General features: G+C 42.2%; 19 protein-coding genes. 12 read left to right on the forward strand and 7 right to left on the reverse strand.

Translation table 11 applies throughout. The features are described from left to right. Positions 1-4 precede the first annotated feature (4 nt). Genes MHM87_RS05805 through flgL form a run of 4 tightly spaced genes read left to right on the forward strand, consistent with a single transcriptional unit; the run spans position 5 to position 5,418 of the window. Positions 5-1,117 (forward strand): flagellar basal body P-ring protein FlgI, encoded by a 1,113-nt coding sequence (locus MHM87_RS05805; protein WP_014948600.1) that lies wholly within the window; start codon positions 5-7, stop codon positions 1,115-1,117. Positions 1,118-1,177: 60 nt separating this feature from the next. Next, on the forward strand, positions 1,178-2,128 hold the full coding sequence (flgJ, locus tag MHM87_RS05810; protein ID WP_239258039.1) for a flagellar assembly peptidoglycan hydrolase FlgJ: 951 nt from the start codon (positions 1,178-1,180) through the stop codon (positions 2,126-2,128). 16 nt (positions 2,129-2,144) lie between these two features. Continuing rightward, positions 2,145-4,187, forward strand: a complete 2,043-nt coding sequence (gene flgK, locus MHM87_RS05815; protein ID WP_239258040.1) for a flagellar hook-associated protein FlgK — start codon at positions 2,145-2,147, stop codon at positions 4,185-4,187. 7 nt (positions 4,188-4,194) lie between these two features. Further along, on the forward strand, positions 4,195-5,418 hold the full coding sequence (gene flgL / locus MHM87_RS05820; RefSeq protein WP_239258041.1) for a flagellar hook-associated protein FlgL: 1,224 nt from the start codon (positions 4,195-4,197) through the stop codon (positions 5,416-5,418). On the opposite strand, the gene MHM87_RS05825 is transcribed toward flgL, so the two are convergent. Then, complete coding sequence (locus MHM87_RS05825; RefSeq protein ID WP_239258042.1) at positions 5,415-6,401, reverse strand: hypothetical protein; 987 nt, start codon at positions 6,399-6,401, stop codon at positions 5,415-5,417. The genes flgL and MHM87_RS05825 overlap by 4 nt on opposite strands. Before the next feature lie 239 nt (positions 6,402-6,640). On the opposite strand from MHM87_RS05825, the gene MHM87_RS05830 reads away from it, so the two are divergent. The 8 genes from MHM87_RS05830 (at position 6,641) to MHM87_RS05865 (ending at position 17,329) form a co-directional block, all read left to right on the forward strand. Further along, positions 6,641-7,462 (forward strand): flagellin, encoded by an 822-nt coding sequence (locus MHM87_RS05830; RefSeq protein WP_020743045.1) that lies wholly within the window; start codon positions 6,641-6,643, stop codon positions 7,460-7,462. Between the two features lie 705 nt (positions 7,463-8,167). Further along, positions 8,168-8,992, forward strand: a complete 825-nt coding sequence (locus MHM87_RS05835; protein ID WP_239258044.1) for a flagellin — start codon at positions 8,168-8,170, stop codon at positions 8,990-8,992. A 724-nt stretch (positions 8,993-9,716) separates the two neighbouring features. Then, a complete protein-coding gene (locus MHM87_RS05840) occupies positions 9,717-10,538 on the forward strand; it encodes a flagellin (protein ID WP_020743047.1) in 822 nt (273 codons plus the stop codon). A gap of 91 nt (positions 10,539-10,629) precedes the next feature. After that, positions 10,630-11,097 (forward strand): flagellar protein FlaG, encoded by a 468-nt coding sequence (locus MHM87_RS05845; RefSeq protein ID WP_239258046.1) that lies wholly within the window; start codon positions 10,630-10,632, stop codon positions 11,095-11,097. Positions 11,098-11,107: 10 nt separating this feature from the next. Continuing rightward, positions 11,108-12,535 (forward strand): flagellar filament capping protein FliD, encoded by a 1,428-nt coding sequence (gene fliD, locus MHM87_RS05850; RefSeq protein ID WP_239258048.1) that lies wholly within the window; start codon positions 11,108-11,110, stop codon positions 12,533-12,535. 18 nt (positions 12,536-12,553) lie between these two features. Next, positions 12,554-12,979, forward strand: a complete 426-nt coding sequence (fliS, locus tag MHM87_RS05855; protein ID WP_020743050.1) for a flagellar export chaperone FliS — start codon at positions 12,554-12,556, stop codon at positions 12,977-12,979. 316 nt (positions 12,980-13,295) lie between these two features. Then, on the forward strand, positions 13,296-16,670 hold the full coding sequence (locus tag MHM87_RS05860) for a 6-hydroxymethylpterin diphosphokinase MptE-like protein (protein WP_239258050.1): 3,375 nt from the start codon (positions 13,296-13,298) through the stop codon (positions 16,668-16,670). Positions 16,671-16,717: 47 nt separating this feature from the next. Beyond that, positions 16,718-17,329: a pseudaminic acid biosynthesis-associated methylase gene (locus MHM87_RS05865; RefSeq protein WP_239258051.1), complete on the forward strand. Its 612-nt coding sequence runs from the start codon at positions 16,718-16,720 to the stop codon at positions 17,327-17,329. Between the two features lie 79 nt (positions 17,330-17,408). Here the strand turns inward: MHM87_RS05865 and MHM87_RS05870 are convergent, their stop codons facing one another. The 6 genes from MHM87_RS05870 to pseB all read right to left on the reverse strand — a co-directional run bounded on the left by MHM87_RS05870 (position 17,409) and on the right by pseB (position 22,967). After that, positions 17,409-17,876, reverse strand: coding sequence for a GNAT family N-acetyltransferase (locus tag MHM87_RS05870; RefSeq protein WP_239258052.1), 468 nt, complete (start codon positions 17,874-17,876; stop codon positions 17,409-17,411). 24 nt (positions 17,877-17,900) lie between these two features. Next, positions 17,901-18,953, reverse strand: coding sequence for a pseudaminic acid synthase (gene pseI / locus MHM87_RS05875; RefSeq protein ID WP_239258053.1), 1,053 nt, complete (start codon positions 18,951-18,953; stop codon positions 17,901-17,903). Between the two features lie 10 nt (positions 18,954-18,963). Next, the gene (pseG, locus tag MHM87_RS05880; RefSeq protein ID WP_343213314.1) at positions 18,964-20,025 is read right to left on the reverse strand and encodes a UDP-2,4-diacetamido-2,4,6-trideoxy-beta-L-altropyranose hydrolase; all 1,062 of its coding nucleotides are present in this window, start codon (positions 20,023-20,025) and stop codon (positions 18,964-18,966) included. Further along, a complete protein-coding gene (gene pseF, locus MHM87_RS05885; RefSeq protein ID WP_239258055.1) occupies positions 20,019-20,726 on the reverse strand; it encodes a pseudaminic acid cytidylyltransferase in 708 nt (235 codons plus the stop codon). The genes pseG and pseF overlap by 7 nt, the downstream gene beginning before the upstream one ends. Before the next feature lie 73 nt (positions 20,727-20,799). Then, positions 20,800-21,969 (reverse strand): UDP-4-amino-4,6-dideoxy-N-acetyl-beta-L-altrosamine transaminase, encoded by a 1,170-nt coding sequence (pseC, locus tag MHM87_RS05890; protein ID WP_239258177.1) that lies wholly within the window; start codon positions 21,967-21,969, stop codon positions 20,800-20,802. Beyond that, complete coding sequence (gene pseB / locus MHM87_RS05895; protein WP_239258056.1) at positions 21,969-22,967, reverse strand: UDP-N-acetylglucosamine 4,6-dehydratase (inverting); 999 nt, start codon at positions 22,965-22,967, stop codon at positions 21,969-21,971. The genes pseC and pseB overlap by 1 nt, the downstream gene beginning before the upstream one ends. Positions 22,968-23,113: the final 146 nt, after the last annotated feature.

Genomic DNA, 23,113 nt, shown 5'->3' on the forward strand with positions numbered 1-23,113 from the left:
GAACATGCGTTTGTTTTCAGTAGTATTAGCCGTTTTCACAATGCTTTTATCTTTACAGGCAGGTGCGCAGCGCATTAAAGATGTAGCGAGTATTCAAGGCGTACGTAGTAACCAATTAGTGGGATATGGTCTTGTTGTAGGTTTGCCTGGAACGGGTGAACAAAGCCCGTTTACCGAACAAAGTTTCAGAACCATGCTGCGCAACTTTGGTATCAGTCTTGACGCTAACACCAAGCCAAAAATACGAAACGTGGCCGCAGTGGCGGTACACGCCGACCTGCCTGCTTTTGCAAAACCCGGACAAACCATTGATATTACGGTTTCTTCAGTTGGCGAAGCGGCCAGTCTTCAAGGCGGAACGCTGCTCCAGACGTTTCTTCGCGGTGTTGACGGTAAAGTCTACGCTGTAGCGCAAGGCAGCTTAGTCGTGAGCGGGTTTGGCGCACAAGGCGGTGATGGCTCTCGTATTGTCGTTAATACGCCAACGGTAGGCAGAATTCCAAACGGTGCGATGGTAGAGCAATCTGTACCAACAGGCTTTGCCAATGGCGACACGTTAACGCTTAACCTCCATTATCCAGATTTCTCAACAGCCAAGTCGCTTGCAGATACGATCAACGAGCGTTTAGGTGCACAGCCGGAAAATGGCTATGTTATTGCTAAGCCCATTGATGCAGCGTCTGTTCGCGTGTCGGCCCCGCGAGATGTCGGTCAGCGCGTGGGCTTTTTGGCTACCTTAGAAAACTTCGAATTTACACCAGCTGATGCGCCAGCGCGTGTGGTAATAAACAGCCGCACAGGCACCATTGTTATTGGCAGTGACGTTCGCTTGTTACCAGCAGCAATTACTCACGGCGGGCTAACGGTGACCATCTCTGAAAATCAGCAAGTTTCTCAACCTAACGCATTTGGTGAAGGGCAGACTGCCGTTACCACTCAGTCGATTGTTGATGTCGATTTGGCAGATAGCCGCATGTTTAAGTTTGAGCCAGGCGTTACTCTGGACCAGCTTGTGCGCGCGGTCAATGAGGTGGGCGCTGCGCCGGGCGATTTAATGGCAATTTTGGAAGCATTACGTCAAGCAGGCGCGTTGCGTGGAGAGCTCGTTATTATTTAAAACGAGCAAAGAGCATTTACGAGACGTTAGTAAAAATAAGGTCACAGCGGAATAAGCACGATGGAATCACTTAGCACAAAAAGTCAGCTTGATATGGCTCGCAATGTCCACGATATGGGCAGCATAAACAAAATGCGTGAAGCCATTGCGTCGGGCGACGAGACGGTATTGCAAGAAGCTGCCCAGCAGTTTGAAGCGATATTTGTGCAAATGATGTTGAAATCAATGCGTAAAGCGCAAGATGCCCTTTCTGACGAAAATAGCCCATTTAATTCGCAGCAAGTTAAATTTTATCGTGATATGCACGACCAACAGCTAGCAACAGACCTCACTTCCGGTGGTGGCTTAGGTCTCGCTGATGTCATTGTTAAACAGTTAGGTCAAACTGAGGATAGCTATACGCCTGCCAGTGTAATCAGAAGTGACGGCGACTTATCATCACTTAACAGAAACCGTGTGTACAACGTAGCTGAGGCGCAGGATATTGCCCTTTCTTCACAGTCTATTCGTAGCCAGTCAGCACAAAAAGATGCCATGTTCGAAAGTCCCGAGCAGTTTGTAGAGAGCCTAATGCCAATAGCTGAGAAAGTGGCAGAAAAATACGGAATGGATCCTAAAGCAATAATTTCCCAAGCAGCAGTTGAAACCGGGTGGGGGAAATTTGTTATCCATAAAGCGGATGGGGAAAGCTCGCACAACTTATTTGGCATCAAAGCAAATAAGGGATGGCAAGGAGAGCAGGCTGTAGTCGACACGTTGGAATTTAACAATGGACTGCCGCAAAAACAAAAGGCTGCTTTTAGGTCCTACTCGTCAGTAGAAGACGCAATGGAAGACTATGGACGCTTTATCACTTCACAGCCTCGCTACAGCCATGCTGTCGAGAATGCTTCTGACGCAGCGCGCTATACCCATGCGCTTCAAGAAGCGGGCTACGCTACCGACCCTGAATACGCGCGCAAGATAATGGCAGTGTATAACAGCGATCGTCTCAGCACGTTAATGCCATAGCATTGGAGATTACATTGTGAGTTCTGTCGATTTATTCTCATTAGCCACCAGTGGTGTTAACGCCAGTAGTAAGCTATTACAAACGACCAGTAACAATATTGCCAACGTCAACACGCCAGGCTATGTTCGCGAGCGCACTGAGCTTCAAAACAGCCAAGTCTTCGGTGTAGAGATCGGCAATACCGAACGTATCATCAACGTATTTGCTCAAAATCAATTGCGCAGGGACATTACTTCTGTCGGCGAGCTTGAGGCATTCTCTAGTAAAACAGCGGCCATTGATAACCTATTAGCGAGTGAGGCTAACTCAATCTCTCAAGGATTGAGCGAGTACTTTGCTGCGTTGCAAACTGCTGCTGATGATCCAACTAATTTGGCGTCACGCGAACAAGTACTGAGTAAATCAGAGTCTTTATATAACCGAATGAGAACCTTGTCGGATTATATGCTAGAAAAAGAGGAAGAGCTCAACCTAGAGTTCACGTCGATGGTGAATCGAGCAAACACCTTGATTGGCAACATTGGCGATCTAAACCGCAATATTGTTATTGCCAATGGTAACAATACGAGCGATCAACCAAGCGCTCTGCTCAACGAAAGAGACCAGGCTATCGACGAGCTTGCTTCTATCATGGGTATTACGGTTAAAGAGAGCACTACACAAAATGGTGCTGTGACCATTAATCTTACGTCAGGTGAGTCACTCGTTCTTGAAAACGGTGCATTCAACCTTTTTGAGTTAAGCTCTAGTGCGGATTTAACGACGAAAGAAATTAAGTTAGAAACTGACTTTGGCTCACAAACCAAAAACAACGCATCATTACGAATTTTGGAAAGTGATCTTGGCGGCGCATTGGGTGGGTTGTTTGAGTATCGCAATGAAGTGTTAGGGCCAACAATGCGTGATGTAGGTCAGCTCTCCGTCGCTTTCGCCGATGCAATGAATACTCAAAATAAATTGGGTATGGATTTAGACGGTCAAATCGGCACTAACATTTTCGATATTCCTTCGTTCAGAGGCTTAGCCTACGAAGATACCAATGGCGACTATGTTGTTACTGCGCAGATTACCGAGGGTAAAGGCGCTGAATTAACTGACGCCGATTATAAAATTGAAGTGACGGCAGTTTCTGCAGGTGTGCCCAGCGAAATAGAAATTACGTTTTTGAATCCAGATGGCACACCGAAAAAAGATGGTTCAGGTAATGACATTATTTTTTCAAACTTTGCTATATCGCCTGGTTTTAATGAATTGCCTGGTGGTATTGAAATAGACTTTGCGGGGAGCGACCCCTATACCATTGGCAACGAGTTTCTGATTCAGCCAACCAAAGACGTGGCTTCAAAGATAAGTTTAGCCTCCGACCGCCCCGAAGATTTGGCTTTTGCAAACCCAGTAAGAGCTGGGGCTGATAGCACTAACTTAGGCAGTGCCAACGTAACAGATGTAACTGTGTCAAATACGGAAGTGGGCACTTCTGCTTTTGATGGTGCGGGTGGCCTTTTAAATACAGCGCCAGCTCAAATTAGCTTTACCGCTGCAGATACCTACGAGGTATTAGATGGAAGCGGTACAGTGTTAGCAACTGTCACAGGAACAACAAATTTAAATAATCTTATTACTCAGGCAGGAATAAGCCCAGACCCTGGTTTTGATCTCAGTTTAGACGGTGTACCAAAAGCAGGGGATAGCTTTTCAATTAGCTATAATACAGATGGCTTTAACGACAACAGCAATGCGCTTAATTTAGCTGCTCTTCAAAATGAAAACAAAGTACAGGTGAGTAGCGAAGCGACGAATAGGCCTAGAACCTTTCAAGATGCCTATGCGTCTATGGTAGGACGCATTGGTGAAGATGCATCAATGGCCAGTGTCTCATTGGCTTCCGCTGAAGCGATGAAAGTACAGTCGCAAAACTGGTTTGAGTCTGTTTCAGGCGTAAGCTTAGACGAAGAAGCGGCAAACTTGATTAAGTACCAACAAAGCTATGCTGCCGCAGCACGAATTTTGTCTACGGCTCAAGAATTATTTAATACCATTTTGCAGTCAGCAAGGTAGGTGAGTTATGCGTATATCAACGAATCAAATTTATGATCAAAACATGCGCTCGATTATGCAAAATCAGGGCGACTTGGCGAAAACCCAAGAACAGCTAGCTTCCGGTAAACGCATTATCACGCCCAGCGACGATCCTGTTGGTGCAGCGAAGGTGCTGCGCTTAACTGAAGAAATTGATGAGCTTACTCAGTTTCAGCGTAATAATGATTTGGTAACGGGGTCGCTTGAACAGCAAGAGGCTGTGCTAACCAATATTACTGATTCAATTAACCGTGCACGCACGCTTATTGTCCAGGCTGGAAATGGGATCTTAGATGACCCTGATAAACGCGCCATTGGTGCGGAACTAGAGCAGATAAAACTTGAAGTGTTTGATCTGATGAACACACAGGATGCAGATGGCAATTATTTGTATGCGGGCTTCCAGTCGGGCAACCAGGCGTTTGAATACAACCCAGCAGCGGGTGGGAATGCCATTACCTTCGCAGGCGACCCTGGTGTAAGCTTTGTGCAGCTATCTAATAGCTCGAAGATTCAATCAACCAGTAACGGATATGAAGTTTTTGAAAACGTGCTATCGCGATTTAAATTTTCAGTTGATGGCACAACGGGGGCAACGGTAACTACTGCCTCTGTGAGACAGCAGGGAACATTTGATACCTTTTTTGACAAGAATTACGACCCTGTAAACGCAGGAAACAACGATTACCGCATTAATTTTCTAGCATCCGGACAAGCTGAGTTGGTCAACCAAGGTACTGGTGTCGTTATTGACACGGTGTCGTTTACGTCTGGTCAGCCGTTTACCATCAAGGGAATGGAATTTGATGCGACGGCCGTGCCTGGTGATAGTATAGATTTGTCTTTTAACGCACCGCAAAAGAAAAGCATGGCCCAGTCTATCCACGAAATTCAGACCATATTGATGGATTCCACAATAGACAATTCTGCACTTCAAGAATCGATAGCTGATGCACTAGTAGGATTGGATAACGGACTTGAGAAACTTTCTTTAGAACGGGCTTCCATCGGTAGCCGTTTGAATATCGCTGAGAGTACTTATGAAAGTAACCTTGATATGGAAATTGCGGCAAAAGCGCAGCGCTCATCTATTCAGGATGTAGACTACGCAGAGGCGTCTACTGAGTTCGCAAAGCAGGAAACGGCATTGAGTGCTGCGTTGGCTACTTTTCCTAAAGTAGCTAACTTATCGCTATTCGATTTCGTTTAGCGGTCATAATTTATCAAATCACTAACGCCGTTTAAGCGCGCCATATAAACTCTGGCTTGATTGTCGACATGGCTGGAGTAGTAAGAGATATAAAGATTGTCGCCTTCAATCACCAAGCCCGGATAACTTGTATCTCCTCCGCTTGGCAGCGTTTTTAGTTCAGTGAATATTTTAGTTACGCTATCAAATAGCCATACCCTGGTGGTAAATTGGTGTGAGCCCCAATCTATATGTCGTCCTGCAACGATATATAGGTTTTCACTTAACGCCACTGCGGCCGGACCGCCAATATAGATACCTAAATCATGCCACTGCCATTTGGTATACGGCGGTTTTGACGTACCAAATTGCGCACTGAAAGTATCGGCATCTCGTCTTAAAAATACCGAGGCGATTCCGTAATCATCAAACAAGATTGTGCTTTCATTGGGGTAACCTTTACCTTGTTTGCCCAAACAAAAAGCCTCCTCCTTGTGAACGTGCATTGAACGTGTAGGATCACCCTTATAGAGCGAAACTGAGTTCGCTCGTCGATTGTACGCAAAACCATAAACTTCTGAGTTATAAAAAGTATTGTTCCACAACCACCAACCGCTTCTACCGTGACTATTCCCTGTAGACCATGAATAGCCGGTGGTTGAGAAAAAAGTCACCATTTTTGTGACCACTTTTCTATTATCAAGGAAGGATTTTGCATAGGTAGTAAGCATGAGACGAGAGCCATCGTATGAGAACTTCGGATCTCGTAGGTCTGCATTATTCTCTCTAATAACTACTCTGTTGCGAACTTGAAACGAAGTTTTATCAAGAGTTAATACAATAACCACTCCGTCAGTACTGACATGGTCGGTAGCTTGTCGGTAACAGCACATCAAAGTTTTACGACTTTTGTCGAACGGATTTTCTATTAAATCAGTGAAAGCGCAATGGGTTGCAGGCTTGGATATGCGCTTTATGTTGAACAGCATCAAACTATTTTTCATGCCAAATCTCCCTTAAAAATCCACCAGTTATGTCGTGTCTTACCGTCAATCTACGGCAATATCTTACCGCCTATCGGCAAAAATCGTAATTTTTTCTAAAGGGATTCTAAATGATGTCGATACAGTTTCTGAGAGAGCCAGTTCATCAATTACCCCTCAGGTCTTGATGACTACTAAAACAAAACGTCGGCAATGCCGACAGCCAGCGCACGCTGGACTGAGAGTGTAGGAGAGACTTTATGTCTATGTTCGTTAATACCAATGTATCCTCATTGAATGCCCAGCGTCAGCTTTTTGATGTTAGTAATTCTTTGAGTACGTCTTTTGAGCGCCTTTCTTCAGGCTTCCGTATCAACAGCGCTGCTGATGATGCCGCAGGTTTGCAGATTACTGATCGCTTAACATCACAAATTCAAGGATTAGATCAAGCCGTTCGCAATGCGAACGACGCTATATCTCTTACTCAGACCGCTGAAGGTGCACTGGGTGAGACTACAAATGCCCTTCAGCGAATTCGTACTTTGGCAGTACAGTCACAAAACGGGATCAACAGCACGGCCGATAGGGTAGCACTGCAAGAGGAGGTATCAGCTCTTCGACAGGAAATGTCTCGAATCGGGAGCACTACAGAGTTTGGTGGTGTGTCGCTACTCGCCGGTGGCTTCTCTGCTACCTTCCTTGTAGGCGCGAATGCAAATCAGAAAATCAGTGTTAATTTGTCAAGAACGGGTGGATTTGGTGCCAACGGCCTATCAATTGATGGTGATGTCTTATCAGCAGGTGCTGCGTCAAGCATGTTGGCGGAAATAGATTCGGCATTATCCGTAATTGGGAGCACACGGGCAGAGTTGGGTGCGCTGCAAAACAGGTTTCAGTCAACGATAAGAAATTTAAGTAATATTTCTGAAAATGTATCTGCCGCGCGTTCTCAAATAAAGGATACAGATTTTGCCGCTGAGACTGCAAGTCTCACGAGAAATCAGATAATCCAGCAGGCAAGCACCACTGTGTTAGCTCAGGCTAACCAGCGCCCGCAGGCTGCATTACAGCTTCTAGGTTAATCATAATTAGCGTGAAGCCAGGAGGTAGTGCTCTAGTTCACGTGCGTTTTAAGCTGGTCTTTTCAAGGCCAGCTTTTTTATATCTCAGCCACTTAATTGTTATAAAGCCCGCCTACCCACACATTTGTGCCTTCAATCCATAGCCCCAACACTATGAAGTTTATAGGTTTTTTTATTGATTCTCTTTTTTATCTAAAAATTTGGAAAAATATCTAAAGTAAAAATAGATCTTTGACGATAACTAATACAAAGGGGAGATAAACGATGTTTTTATCCTCTACGCTTCTAAAGTTTATGTTTAAAAGCGTCAATAGCACCGTTTTAATTCAGGTTTATTTTAAGATTCTGAGTTTAAAAGTTAGGAAATACAGTGCTTTAAATCGACAAAAAGTCTTGAAAAAAATACTAAAGTAATTTCAAGTAAAGGTCGATAAAAGATGGAGTTTGTTGAAAAATGATTAGAGCTGCCGACCGGCGAGAATAGAGCCAGGAGGTAGTGAGAGGTTTGAGGTTCTGGAACACCAAACCCACCGACCAGCAAAGAGAAGAAACTTCTCTATTTAGCAAGTTCCATTGGTAGTGTGCCAATGAAACGTCAGAATAAACTGACAGAGTTTTATAAGCACAGGTTATGCCAAATATTTAAATTAATTGCGCAAATAATAAAACCAATAGCGCCATACTCGAAACTGTTAGGAGAGACTCATGAGTCTATTTGTTAATACCAATGTGTCATCATTGAACGCCCAGCGTCAGCTGTTTAATACAAGCAATAATTTAAATACTGCATTTGAGCGTCTTTCGTCTGGTTTTCGTATTAACAGTGCTGCCGACGATGCTGCAGGACTTCAGATAACCGATCGGATGACTTCTCAAATTCAGGGGCTGGACCAGGCTGTAAGAAATGCAAATGATGGAATTTCTTTAGCACAAACTGCGGAAGGTGCATTGCAAGAAACAACCAACGCTCTTCAGCGTATACGGACGCTAGCTATTCAGTCACAGAACGGTATCAATAATACTGCAGACAGAGTTGCGCTGAACGAAGAAGTTGAAGCATTGAGAAATGAGATGTCTCGTATTGGTTCTACGACTGAATTTGGCGGCGTAAGTTTATTAACTGGAGGTTACTCTGCGTCTTTCTTAGTTGGAGCAAATGCTAATCAGAAAATTAGCATAAATCTTTCGAGGTCCGGTGGCTTTGGCGCTTCGGGTTTAGGAATCGATGGAGACGTACTTTCCGCAGGTGCCGCTTCTGCAATGCTGACCGATGTGGACGCCGCGCTGTCTATTATTGGGAGCACTCGCGCAGAGTTAGGGGCAACCCAAAATAGATTCCAGTCGACCATCCGTAACCTGAGCAATATATCCGAAAACGTTTCTGCTGCAAGGTCTCGCATCAAGGATACAGATTTTGCCACTGAAACGGCAGAATTGACCCGCAATCAGATATTACAGCAGGCAACAACTACAGTGTTGTCGCAAGCTAACCAGCGTCCACAAGCCGCGTTGTCGCTTCTTGGTGGATAAAGTTGAAGTTATAGGAAGGAGTTGAGAGGCCATCCTAAAAGTGAAAAGGACGGCTTTATTGCCGCCCTTTTAAATAGAATGCCGACCAACAGGTCCGAAAATGTAGAAGTGTTGGTTGAGAGGCCAGTTTAATCTACTAAGCCCTGTTAGCCGACAAAAACGAATTTTGCTCCATCTCCTAACGTGAGCAAATTGGCCGAGATGAACGTCTCGGCCTTTTTTATAATCGCCGAATCGTCTCACCAATCTCAAATTCCAGTAGAGCAACGCTAGAATTCATTTGGATTAATGCAATAATGGTACCAATTTTCTGTTTGTCTTCCTGGGTTCTGCTTCTAATTGTCGAAAAAATTATTTCATCTATCCCTAGTCGTAGCAAACAAGCCTCGTTGATGTATCTGAACCTCAATTGCTCGAATACTTTGTATCATTTGCCCAATTGAAGCGATGGTATAGGTTTCAACAAAAGCACTCTCATATCAGTGTATAACGTAATTCACGTGCATATTTTTATTATAAAAAACAGTAATTTAAATTATTGCCGAATTATTTATTCAAAATAATGAAAAAAAAGCTCAAGAACTTAAAGTTTGAGCCGATACCATTGTTGAGGGGTAATATACTTTTTTATTAATGATGGATTAGTAAGCGTAGTGACCTTGCTAGTTTTAACTGGAAAGAGCTGGCTTAAATACGTACGGTCAGGTCTCTTGGAGGTAGTAACATGTCTTTATTTGTAAATACTAACGTATCATCAATAAATGCACAGCGTCAGCTTTTTGACGTTAGTGATAAATTGAATACATCTTTTGAACGTCTTTCCTCAGGTTTTCGAATAAATAGTGCATCTGATGATGCTGCAGGCTTGCAGATTACTGACAGACTGACGTCACAAATTCAAGGTTTAGATCAAGCCGTAAGAAATGCCAACGATGCTATTTCGCTTACTCAAACTGCAGAGGGAGCGTTACAGGAGACAACTACATCTCTCCAGCGTATACGAACGCTTGCTGTACAATCGCAAAACGGTATAAACAGCACAGCTGATAGAAAAGCATTGCAAGAAGAGGTTTCGGCACTTCGTCAAGAAATTTCTCGAGTGGGAGCAACAACAGAATTCGGTGGCGTTACTTTGCTTGCAGGCGGCTTTTCCGCAAAATTTCTTGTTGGTGCAAACGCTAATCAGACGATTAGCGTGAACCTTTCAAGAACAGGTGGGTTTGGTGCTAATGGCTTATCGATAGATGGAGATGTCCTTTCTGCCGGTGGAGCATCTAGTATGCTTGCCGAAGTGGATGCTGCGCTGTCGGTATTGGGAGCTCAGCGTGCGGAGCTTGGCGCACTACAAAATCGTTTTCAATCAACAATCAGAAATTTAAGTAACATCTCAGAAAATGTTTCAGCGGCGCGTTCTCAGATAAAAGATACAGATTTCGCTGCTGAAACAGCGGCTTTGACTAGAAACCAGATAATTCAGCAGGCATCTGTTTCTGTACTTAGTCAGGCTAATCAGCGTCCACAAACCGCGCTGTCTTTGCTCGGGTAAGCTATACTCTAAAAGTCGCACAGTAATTCAGAAACGGGGGCCCGCTTTATTGCGAGCACTCGTTTTTGTGTTTTAGATGGGGAGATAGTTCGTGAAAATTCAAAATATGCAAGGTGGTCAAGTATTTGCTTCGCCCTCTATGGGGAGAGGTGTCGAGCCTCAAATACGAGTAAAATCAGAGACTGGTGTTATTTCTCAAGAACTGGACAGTGAGAATAAGTCTAAAAACACAAATGCAAATGAACTTATAGCGAGTAATGATCAATTTTCTACTCAAGTAAGCCGAATAATCGCCGATAACGAGTCATCAGAAGCGAAAATTACGCTTGATGAGGCGACTAAGAAGGTAGAATCTTTTTTAAAGACTCAAAATCGGGATCTTGCATTTTCAATAGACGAGGAAACTAATCGCTCTGTGGTAATCGTGAAAGACGCGCAATCCGATGAGGTTATAAGACAGATTCCTTCTGAGGATGTTCTCGAACTCGCTGAAAGAATTAAAGACTTGCAAAACGATATTGGACAAACGGTAGGAATGTTCATTGATCAACAAGTCTGAGGGGTAAATTATGACGATACAATCATTAGGTGTTGGCTCAGGGCTAGCTTTAGATGATTTGGTACAACAGCTTATTTCGGCTGAAAGGCAGCCAAAGGAAGAAAGCTTAAACGCGAGAGAAGAGGCTGTAGAAGCCGAAATCTCTGGTCTAGGCCAAATAAAGTCTAAGCTATCTGAATTTAAAGATTCAGTAGACGAACTCCGCACTGATAGCGACATAAACGGTAGGGAACCAACCGTCAAAAACCCTTCAGAGGATAATGATGTTCTCTCTGCCGAAGCGTCTTCTTCTGCATTAAGAGGCAGTTATTCCATAACGGTGGATCAGTTGTCAGCAGGAAGCCGGATAACGACTAACGCTGGCGATTTTTCGTCGAGTTCAGACGCACTTTTATCTGGAGGAACCGGTTCTTTGACGTTCGCGGTAAATACAGATAAAAGCTTTACTATAACTGTCGATAGCACAACCTCGCTTGCAGACTTACGGGAGTTGGTAAACAATTCTGCTGATAACTTTGGTGTGACTGCTAATATTATTGAAACCGGAACTGCTGAAGGACCAAGACTTGTTTTTGTTTCAGAGGAGACCGGAGCAGGTAACGACCTCTCTATCACAAACGATAACGCAGAGCTGGACCGACTCTCGACGGGAGGAGGTGCGTCTAATATCTCAGCGAATAATATTGAGTTAGCAAAAAATGCCATTGCAACAGTAGACGGGATTACCGTTGAAAGTAGTAGCAACGAGTTTGACAATACTATTCAAAACGTTTCTTTCACTGTCAATGAGCTATCTCCTAAAGACGCTAATGGTGCAGCCCTCGCATCAACTTTAGGAATAGGTTTTGATAAAGAGGGATTGGAACAAAAAATTAGAGATTTCGTTGATAACTACAATGGGTTAATCGATGAAATTGGAAGGCTTACTCGATATGGCGAGTCAAGCCTAGAGGATGATGGAGCCTTGGCAGGCGACTCTCTTCTAAGAGGTATGCAATCTGGCCTTGCAAAAATAGTCAGTGAGAATGTAAGCAATTCTTCTCTGGGTGGGCTCTTCCGGCTTGGGGTAGAACTTGATAAAGATGGCAAGTTAGAGATTGGGTCTAGTGATTTTGGATTAGGCTCTGGAGAGGAGCGTCTTAAGGATGCGCTTGAAGATAATTTTGATGATATTGCAAAACTATTTACAGATGAGAATGAAGGAATTGCGGTAAGGATATACAATTTTGTCGATGAATTCTCTTCTTCTGACGGGCTTATCAGCTTGAGAGAAAAAAGTGCGAAGGAAAGTCGGGAAAACATCAATTCAGCCCGAGAAGCACTTGAATTACGCATGATCAGTTTTGAGCAAACTGTGAGATCAAAATATGTGAATTTAGACAAAACAGTTGCGCAGCTTAATCAAACTGGTTCTGCTCTATTTGCAGCGCTTATTTAAAAAATAATTGGAGTTACTATGTCATTACGAGGCATTAAGGCATATCAAAAAGGTAATCTGAAGCAAGATATTTCAACAGCGGACCCTCACAAACTCACGTTATTGTTAATTCAAGGTGCGTTAGATCGAATTGCCTATGCAAAGGGGGCAATAGAACGTAAGGATTTAGTTGCAAAATCGGGTTTTATATCTAAATCGACCTCTATCATCATGCACCTAAGAGATACTTTAGATTTTAATGCGGGCGGTGAAATCTCTAATAACTTATATTCTTTGTATAGCTATATTTTAGACAGAATTAATGAGGCGCATTTGCATAATTCGGTGGAGCCGTTGGATGAATCCTATAGTTTATTAGAGCCAATAAGAGATGCTTGGGCTCAGATACCCGAAAGCGCGAAGCAAGAAGCGTATGCGAACCAACAAAGAGAAAGTCTTGGATGAGTGAAGGCTTCACCGTCGACCTAAACCATCAGCATAGTCCACTGTTTTTGCGGATTGTCAATTGGAGAATTCAGCAGTACCTCCTAGACATTGATAGATTTTCGGAAGAGTTTGCTTACGCTACTCAACTTCGGCACAAAGTTGTTATAAGGGAGATAAAAAAACTCAGAGGTGAAGCTAGGCGAAATTTTGTAGAAAATGAGCTAAACGCCAATAGATACCTTGAAGACCTTACTTCACGCTTGCTCCATGATGCAAAAAGTGAGGTAATAAAGCTTAAGAGAAATGAAGCTGCGGTTAAGAGATACAGATAAAGATGCGTAAAGCAATCCAACTATTCCTCACTGAAAACGAAACACAAGAGAAGCGCGAACAGTCTTTTTCCTCATTAATTAATAAAAACTTCAATCAGAGTTTAAGATGTTTTCAGCGTATTGTTCCTTCGATCTATTCTCTTATTAAACAAAGCGGAAATGGTCACCATTCAGTTTATATAAACCGTGAAAGCGAGCTAGATATTGTTGAATATGAATCTGGAAACGTGTTTTACGGTCCTAATAGAACCAACGCTATCTCAGCTCATGTAGAGCGTTTTCTCCTTAGTCCCTATGTACTGCAGCTTGGTAAGACAAGATTGAAAGATGAGGCAGTTAATACGCAAAAGCTCGATGGTCTCGTTGTTTTCGGTATTGGTTTAGGCTTACATATTTACGATCTTATTATAAAATTGAAGCCAAAGCACCTTGTGGTTTATGAACCCAACCCGGATTTCCTTGGCTGCTCGCTTTACTCTGGTTTCTGGCCAAAGATTTTTGATTATGCTCAAGAACAAAATATTTCGCTCTATTTCCAGATACCAAATAATGGTAAGAGCCTTTTCAGTGATCTAAGTGAGTTAAAGCAAGCCTTTTCTTTGGATCGTTTTGCAGTATATTTTCATTATCATAATAGCGCTTTCGATGATATTTTTGATGAATTAGTATCGAATAACTGGCTTCTTTCTATGGATCTAAGAGAGACGGTCGAAAAAAAAGGCTTTGAAAGTTACCTGCCAAAGTGGGCTCCCGTTGTCGATACTAAGAACTGGCATAAGTTACCCGATACTCATCAATTATTCGAAAGTAATATGAAGGCCTTTGAGAAATACTTTCCAGAGATTGCATCTGAGTTCAAAAATTATAGAACCAAGCATTGGCAAGTCGTTGTAAACCGAGACCAAAAAGCCAATTTAAAGAACATAAAATGGGGAGAGTTTCTTTTAGGAGATGACCCCGTTGGCGAATCTGAAGAAATATATAAGCTGTTTAGAGATAATCCTAGCAAAGATGAACTGATTTTGGGGTATGCAGGTGGCAAGTTATCACCATACTATCACCACCAAACAGTAATGAGAGTGCAAAAGGAATTTCGCAATTATAAAAGTGAGAGCGCTTCGATAGGGCAAAAAATAAAGTCAGTATTAATGTTCGGCCTGGGTATTGGTTATCAGCTCGAATTTCTTATGAAGTCTCATGATGTTGAAAAGCTTTTTCTTTATGAGCCAAACAGAGATTTTTTCTATGGATCCTTGTTTGCTATTGATTGGCATAAAATTTTAGAGCAAATAGATAAAAGCGGTGGAAGAATATATCTAAATATAGGTGATGATGGCTCGAATCTGGTCCAAGATTTTCTTACGCAGTTTCATAATGTAGGTACTTATCATCTTGCAAATACTTATCTTTTTAAAAGCTATGACAACGACATTCTTGAACCTACGTTATCGAACCTACGCGAAGACTTAAAACTCATTGTAGGTCTTGGTGATAATTTTGAAAACTCCCGTTATATTATTTCTCATTCGAAGTGGGCAGTAGAAAATAGAGTGAAATTTTTGCTTGAACGTAAAAAGTCGCCGCGGGAACTTGAAGATGTCCCTGTTTTTATTGTTGGCAATGGCCCTTCGCTAGATAATTTATTTCCCCTTCTGAAAGCTGAAAGAGAAAACGTAATCGTCATAAGTTGTGGAACGGCGCTACAGGCCCTACATAAACATAATATAGTTCCTGATTATCACGCTGATATCGAAGTGAATCGTTCGACTTTTGATTGGACCGCACGAATTAAAGACAGGGAGTTTTTAAAACGGGTTAAACTTATTAGTGGAAACGGAGTTCATCCAGATACGGCAAGTCTTTACAAAGATGCCTTTTTATCACTTAAAAATGGTGAAGCAGCAACATTAATGCTTACGTCGCTTATGAGTGAACTTAATTTTTCAACGCTCAGAAACTCTTACCCCACAGTATCCAATTTCGCGATTGACTTTGTCGTTGAAGTTGGGTTTAAGCAGATTTATTTGCTTGGCGTAGATATGGGGTTTGTCGATTTAAAGCATCATCACTCTAAGCACTCAGGATACTATACCTCAAATGGTAATGAGCTTTACGATTATCAAAAAGAAAATAATACATCGATTGTTGTTGAAGGTAACCTCAGGCCATACGTCAAAACGAAATATGAATTCAAAATGTCGAAAGCAGTGATTGAGCGAACTCTTTCTTCTAGTGATGCTGAAGTATATAACTTAAACGATGGTGCAAAAATTAAAGGTACTATTCCGCTCGATCCAAAGAATGTCTTAATTACCTCTACGCCAGATTCGAGAAGAAAACTTACAAACTGGCTTGAAAACGAGGCGTTTCAAACATTAGATTGTGAGCGATTTATAGAACGATTCGAAGAAAGAATCAAGAGTACAGACTTATTAGAGGGCATAGATAAGTTGAGAGTCCGTGCTGGTGTCGAAGTCGACACTCGAGAGGTCGTTGAAAAGCTAATTTTAGAACAGCGTAAAATACTATTTGATTATTATCGTGAGGGAAAGCCAGTCGTTCTTTATTACCTCAATGGTTCTGTCAATTACATAAATACGGCGCTGAGTAAAGCGCTCAATATAATGGATGACGAAGAGTGCTTAGAGCTGGTAGGTGGGATATTAAGCCATTGGCGAGAGTTTTTAGTAACAATATATCAGAGTATGAATGTTGTGCCCTACGAGCTGGATTTTATTACGAGTTTTCCTGAAGAGCGACAAAAAGCGGTGACAAATGATTATTACCTAGATAATGGAATATATGTCAGCACAGAAAACTACGAAGTCGGTTTAGAACATGCGATCAATTCGCTAGCTCTCGACATACGTGAAAATAATAAAACCGAAGTAGTGATTACGAAATTTGATGGTCAAAAAAGAGCAGCTATATTGTCTGACACTAAAATTTGTCATCTTATATTCGAAGAAAAATATATTGGGCAGGCTCTTCAAGTGAAGAATGCCGGCGATACTATTATTTACATTCCAGAGTATCTAAAGATGTGTGACTGGAAAAATACAGAATTTGAGTCAATAGAGCATTATATTTGTTACATCTCGCTATTGGCTATTACATGTCATCGAGATATTGAGGTTGTTGTGCCGAAGCTTCCTTCAAATAGGACTGAACAGGCTTTGTCACTAAATCCGAGTTTAGGAACCCCACTTTCTTTTCACATTTATGAAGCCTATCACTTTTTAGTGTTTTCTCAGGCTCTGCTAGGAGAAAGTGAAAAATCTACAGGAGCTGGAGATCGTTTCAGGTATGTACCATTTTTGAAAAGCGCAAATCTTGAGATTACACAAATTCTTGTACGTGACCATAAAAGAAAATGAAGCTGTACTAAGTCTGATGAAGTTTTTAGAAAAGGGGAATAAAAACAGTGGCCTATAAAACAGAACAAGAACAATTCTGGGCGGGTAATTTTGGAGATAGTTATAGCGATAGAAATGACTCTGAATCACTGCTCCTTTCCAAAGTTGCAATGTGGTCGAAAATGTTGCGTTCGGCAAACAATGTGACATCTGCGCTTGAGTTAGGCTGTAATATTGGCTTGAATTTAGTTGCACTCAAAAAGCTACAACCCGCGTTGTCCTTAAAGGGATATGAAATAAATAGAAAAGCAGCGAAGCTAGCAGAAAAACAGGGGGTCGCGGATATTGTTACAGGCTCAATTCTTGAAAAGATAAGTACTGATAAATTTGACCTAACATTTACTGCTGGTGTGCTTATCCATATAAATCCAGAATTTTTACACTGCGTTTATGACAACTTAGTAGAAAACTCTCGTCGTTATGTTCTTGTCGCTGAATATTATAATCCATCCCCTACCGTCATTACTTATCGGGGCGAACAAGACAAGCTATTTAAGCGAGATTTTGCTGGCGACCTGATTGAGCGTTATGGAATGAAACTTGTTGACTATGGTTTTCTGTATAAACGTGACAACTGGGCGCCACAAGACGACATTACGTGGTTTCTTCTAGAAAAGTAATACACCATTGCTGCTGAGTGAAGAGAATCTTAGTTTTGAATACTCGCGCGTAATAGCATACTAAAAAGTTTTAAGATTTTTAACTCTTTGGGCAAGCTGTGAGATCCAGCATGAAAAACGCGATGTTATCTCGTGTCCTCAGATATGAAAATCCAGCGCCAGTGAAAAGCCGCTTACTTGCTTCATTTTTAATTTTTATACGTGCTTTTATTACCGTAGGTCTCTGAAATTTGTTTTTAAATCTTACTAAAGCTGCCATTAAGCATCTTTTAGCTAACCCCTTTCCTCTGCAACGTGGATTAAGGTTGATCGATACTTCTGCATAGTGATGATGCACATCAAAACGAACAAATCCAACAGGGGCGGAATTTTCCAAGTAACACAAAATAAGCAACTTTTTCTCATCATTAAGGGCATGTTGGAGCCACTCAATATGCTCACTCCAGGTGATCGGCATCGAGTTTATCGACATGGCAATTGTGTGCGGATTGTTGCGCCACTTAAACAGGTATTCTGCATCGTCGCATGTCACGAAGCGGGTCAACATATGTATCTTCCGTTCAAAAAGGCGCTATCGGATAATGCTCCATGAAAGAGGACTGCCCCTCTTAACTGACCGGCACACCTGCTTCCCAAGGATATGTTTTAGGTGTTTTATTGGCAGGCCAAGACCTGGGCGAATAGCTCGAACGTTCGCTCGCGTGAGTATTTCCCCTTCCTTGATATCTTTTACAATATATAGGCTCCGCCTAAGTTTCCGCGAGTTTATTTCTGATTCTGTGCATCCATATGAAATTTTGCCAATAGCAACGCGTGCACGTTTTGTTTCGTTGACTAAAAGAGCAAATTCATCCGCTTCAAGGGAAAATGCCGCGTCTACACCGCCTGCATTTCTGTCTATTACAAAGTGCTTCTCTATAACGGTTGCACCGAGAGCTGTTGCGGTAATTGCAGTACCAATACCCGTGGTATGGTCTGATATCCCTACATGACAGTTAAACAATTGCTGTAGGTGCGGGAGTGTTGCTAGGTTTGCGTTTATCGGGTCAGCAGGGTACTGGCTGGTGCATTTAAGAAGAACATATTCCTGACAATTGTTCCGCTCAAGTACCTCTACAGCCTCGGATATCTCAGTAAGGCTTGCCATGCCAGTAGACAATATTACAGGTTTACCCGTCTTAGCGACCTTAGCAATTAATTCATGATCCGTGTTTTCAAATGATGCTATTTTATAGCATGGAACGTCTAGTGTTTCTAAAAAATCAACTGACGTTGCATCAAAAGGCGTGCTAAATGCAACAATGCCTCTTTCTTTCGCCCTTTCAAATATCGCTTTATGCCATTCCCAAGGAGTATGTGCTTTTTCGTACAGCTCATATAGCGAGCGGCCCCTCCAAAGGCTTTGTTTGTCATCGATAAAAAATTCACCACCCTCGATGTCGATAGTCATAGTGTCGGCGGTATAGGTTTGTAGTTTTATAGCACTAACGCCAGCGTCCGCGGCAGCGTCTACCATTTCTAAAGCAAGTGTTAAATTTTGATTATGGTTACCTGATAACTCAGCAATAATAAACGGAGGCTCATCTTTACCTATGCTGAATGGTCCAATCTTTATGGTGTTCACTTTCTTTCTCTCATGCTTGTTGTAAAGGTAAAGGCTCTAGTAATGATAAAACGTGTTTGGTCACGCAAGGAGTACCACTGTGTCGAGGAACTATATTACCAGCGCATTTAGACATAGCCCGTAATGTGTGCGGTGATTGTAGTAACAACACAAGGGCTCTTGCAACGTCAGTTACAGACACCTGATCCCAAAATCCGAGGTATTTGCATACGTTTTTTTTTGATAAACATCGCGTTGTCGCAACTTGGTTTTCTGCCACGCATATAACGAGAGCAGGGAGCTCTGAGATACAGCGTTCCCAATGCATTGAACCGCCCGCACCAACCATTAGCGACGCTTTTTTCATAAGCTCCGCTATTCGGTCACAATCTATATGTAAACGTAAGTTGTGCTTAGTAATCAGGTTTATTTGACTGACCTTAGCTATCACATCTCTTTTCGCTTTATGACCGCTTCCAATAACGATATCGACCTCTAATTGAAGATCTTTAATCGACGCGATAGCATCAAGCGTTATGGATGTCATGTTAGTGGGGTCACTACCGCCAAAACAAACTAACACTCGAACTGGATCACGCTTTATAAAATCATGAGTTGGCTGTTCATAAAACTCCTGTCGCAATAGTGCATACTCTGGGCCGAGCAGCATTTTGCATTTATGAGGAACTAACGTTTCATATCGATTACCTTTATCGGAAAAGTTGACATCCAGCAGTAAATCGCAATAGTGACGGCGGTTTGCTAAGTCATCGATAACCATCACTTTCGCGCCAGTTAACGAAAGTTTTTGTTCGAATGTTTCATCTAGTTGGTAATGATCAACTATCCATATGTCAGCGTTCACATGCTTAACATTGCTATCGATTTGCTGCACAACTTCATGATTGATGTTACATAGGCCATAACGCTCTTTCAACAGGGTCGATTTTTCAGAGTTTACAAAAGTTATGCGATAGAGAGTGCCGGAGGCGTCCAGCATATTTTGAATGCACTTGGCTAATGTGAGGCATCGCATAACATGACCCGTGCCTATTTCTGGGCTTGCGTCCACTCTAAAAGCAATTTTTAAGATTTGCGTTCTCCCATTTCTTTAAGTACTCTGAACATCACTTCTGCTCGCTTCCAGTCTTCGAATGTATCAATATCTTGAACTAGATGGGAAGGAAGCTTTAACATTCGTGAGCGTTCAGAAAATATTGCTTTAGACGTATCTAACCACGTCGATGCTTGCGCAGCATAAAGTTGCCCAGCATCATGATAAGCATGTGGTAGATCCTGAGAACGCTTGTTAATATCTACAGCGCTACAGGGCCGGATGTTACCAATTTCATCCTCCAGTAAGGCTCTTTGTATAGGAAAGGAAAACCGATGGGCGGTAAACACGTAATCCGCTTTTGTTTGTTGCAGCAACTCTAACGATTGATCTAATAGCTGCGCAGTGACGAAAGGCGCGGTAGCATATAGACATAAACAGTATTCAACATTATTTTTAAGGGCTATGTAGTCACTTAGCGCAGAGCGGATAACTGGAGTGGTACCTGTCATATCATCAGCGAGAGATTTATCTCGCATAAAAGGAATTTCGGCTCCATATTCTTTTGCAACGTTTGCGATCTCATAGTCATCCGTAGAGACGATGACTCTATCTATTAACTTGCTGTTTATTGCAGCTTCAATTGAGTAAGCAATAATTGGTTTTCCGCAAAAGCGAGTAACATTTTTCCTTGGAATGCGTTTGCTTCCGCCTCTAGCGGGAATTATAGCGATATTCATTTTTTTGGATATTCACTTTCAAAAAACATCTCAGACACTAACACAATTGGGAATCAAAGTTATAATGCCAAAATTATTCGTCGAGTTCGTCAAGCAATGTGATTAGTTTATCGACAATAAAGTCAACTTGTGAAGATGTTAAATCTGGAAACATAGGTAAGGTGATTGCCTGTTGGTAATATTGCTCTACGTTAGGAAAGTCTCCAGCGTTAAATCCTAATGCCTCATAATATGGCTGAGTATGAATGGGAATGTAGTGCAAATGTGCGAAGATTCCTGCGTTTCTAAGACGCTCAATAATTGTCTTTTTTTGTTCCTGACTAATATCCAATATACGAACGACATACAGATGATAGCTAGAGTAGCTTTGGCCACTAACAATTAGAGGGAGAATTCGCGGGCAAGACTTGAATAGTTCATCGTACCTTTTTGCGATTGAATTCCGTTTCTCTATAAATACTGAGAGCTTTTTGACTTGGCTAACCCCTAGCGCTCCCTCAATATCGTTCATTCGGTAATTATAGCCAAGACTAACTTGTTGGTAAAACCAAGGACCATGAGAAGGTTTCGTCATTGACTCTTTAGCATTAGTGACACCATGGCTTCTGCCCATCCGCATTGATTCTACTAGTGCTGGATCATTTGTCATTGCCATTCCACCTTCCATGGTGGTTATGATCTTTACAGGGTGAAAACTAAAAACGCAAATGTCGGCATATTTACAACTACCTACTAAGCTATTCTTGTACTTTGCTCCCACGGCATGAGATGCATCTTCAATGACTCGAAACCCATAGTGCGACGCAAGAGTGGCTATACTCTCCATATCACACGATTGCCCTGCAAAATGCACAGGAATTAAGACTTTTGGTAATGTGTTTGTTTCTTTTGCCTTTCTCAGCTTGTTTTTTAACGCATTTATACACATGTTGCCGGTTTCAAGATCAATGTCTACAAAGTCGACGATAGCATTGCAGTAAAGAGCGCAGTTTGACGAGGCTACAAATGAGTTAGGGGATGTCCAAACTCGATCACCTTCTCCCACCGATAGTGCTAAGCAAGCCAAATGTAACGCTGAAGTAGCGCTATTAACAGCAACAGCATATCTCGCTCCGCAGTATTCAGACATCGCTTCTTCGAACAGAGGAACTTTGGGACCTTGGGTAAGCCAATCAGATGTTAGTGTTTCAACAACCGCTTTGATATCTTCATCATCTATATGCTGTTTGCCATAAGGAATCATCACTTACCTTCCTGATCAAACGTCAATATTTCATCTACCGTAAGAAAATGAGAGTTTGTGTCTGACACGTATTCAAAACCATCAACTACTGAATTTCCCTTTTCACCGAGAGCGTTAGTTTTGAAGTCGTTGCTTCTATTAAAAAATTTGATAGCTGGCGCAATGACAAAGTGATCGTCATATTCGAAAGTGTGAAAGGCCATGTCGCCAGGGCACATCATTTCGTGAAGTTTCTCGCCAGGTCGAATACCCACTATCTTAATTGGTACACCTGGTGCCATGGCTTCGGCTAAATCGGTAATTCTAATTGACGGTATTTTGGGCACAAATATTTCGCCACCCATCATGCGCTCGAAATTCTTCAAAACAAAGTCGACGCCCTGCTGAAGTGTTATCCAAAATCGCGTCATATCTTTATGCGTAACCGGAATATGGTCAGTGCCTTCTTCAATGAGCTTATTGAAAAATGGAACAACCGAGCCTCTAGAGCCCACTACATTTCCGTATCTCACTACAGAAAATCGAGGTCTGCCCGCGCCAACCATATTATTTGCTGCAACAAACAGCTTATCGGAAGCGAGCTTAGTCGCACCGTACAAATTAACGGGGTTAGCTGCTTTGTCGGTCGACAGCGCGATAACTTTGCTTACCGAGTTATCAATAGCTGCGTTTATAACGTTTTCAGCGCCATCGATATTAGTGCGGATGCACTCCGTAGGATTATATTCAGCAGCCGGAACTTGTTTCATGGCGGCAGCATGGATAACGTAGTCTACCCCTTGCATTGCGCGCGTAAGGCGGTCTTTATCTCGCACATCACCGATAAAGTAGCGCATGCAGGGAGCATTAAATTTCTGCTGCATTTCGAACTGTTTTAGCTCGTCACGCGAATATATAATTAAGCGCTTGGGGTTATAGCGTGATAACAAATTTTCGGTGTATTTATGACCGAACGAACCTGTACCACCTGTTATCAATATAGACTTGCCGTCAAACATAGATCGCCCACGATTTTTATGATTATCGTTTAAATATATCATGTGTCGGCAACAATGCCATAAACCATTAGTTTTTAACGAGTCTTCCTTAAATAAAAAGTGAAATACTCAACAGTAACGATACCGTTGAGCCGTTGGGTATTCAT

The organism is Alteromonas sp. Cnat3-28 (genome assembly GCF_022348265.1).
In the GTDB taxonomy this organism is placed as follows: domain Bacteria; phylum Pseudomonadota; class Gammaproteobacteria; order Enterobacterales; family Alteromonadaceae; genus Alteromonas; species Alteromonas macleodii.

Bases quoted from the DNA above. Each gene is read 5' to 3' on its own strand.
- MHM87_RS05825 (WP_239258042.1), bottom strand. From the start codon at position 6,401: ATGAAAAATAGTTTGATGCTGTTCAACATAAAGCGCATATCCAAGCCT.
- flgL (WP_239258041.1), top strand. From the start codon at position 4,195: ATGCGTATATCAACGAATCAAATTTATGATCAAAACATGCGCTCGATT.
- MHM87_RS05830 (WP_020743045.1), top strand. From the start codon at position 6,641: ATGTCTATGTTCGTTAATACCAATGTATCCTCATTGAATGCCCAGCGT.
- MHM87_RS05805 (WP_014948600.1), top strand. From the start codon at position 5: ATGCGTTTGTTTTCAGTAGTATTAGCCGTTTTCACAATGCTTTTATCT.
- pseF (WP_239258055.1), bottom strand. From the start codon at position 20,726: ATGAATATCGCTATAATTCCCGCTAGAGGCGGAAGCAAACGCATTCCA.
- flgJ (WP_239258039.1), top strand. From the start codon at position 1,178: ATGGAATCACTTAGCACAAAAAGTCAGCTTGATATGGCTCGCAATGTC.
- MHM87_RS05860 (WP_239258050.1), top strand. From the start codon at position 13,296: ATGCGTAAAGCAATCCAACTATTCCTCACTGAAAACGAAACACAAGAG.
- MHM87_RS05835 (WP_239258044.1), top strand. From the start codon at position 8,168: ATGAGTCTATTTGTTAATACCAATGTGTCATCATTGAACGCCCAGCGT.
- MHM87_RS05870 (WP_239258052.1), bottom strand. From the start codon at position 17,876: ATGTTGACCCGCTTCGTGACATGCGACGATGCAGAATACCTGTTTAAG.
- fliS (WP_020743050.1), top strand. From the start codon at position 12,554: ATGTCATTACGAGGCATTAAGGCATATCAAAAAGGTAATCTGAAGCAA.
- MHM87_RS05840 (WP_020743047.1), top strand. From the start codon at position 9,717: ATGTCTTTATTTGTAAATACTAACGTATCATCAATAAATGCACAGCGT.
- fliD (WP_239258048.1), top strand. From the start codon at position 11,108: ATGACGATACAATCATTAGGTGTTGGCTCAGGGCTAGCTTTAGATGAT.
- pseB (WP_239258056.1), bottom strand. From the start codon at position 22,967: ATGTTTGACGGCAAGTCTATATTGATAACAGGTGGTACAGGTTCGTTC.
- pseC (WP_239258177.1), bottom strand. From the start codon at position 21,969: ATGATTCCTTATGGCAAACAGCATATAGATGATGAAGATATCAAAGCG.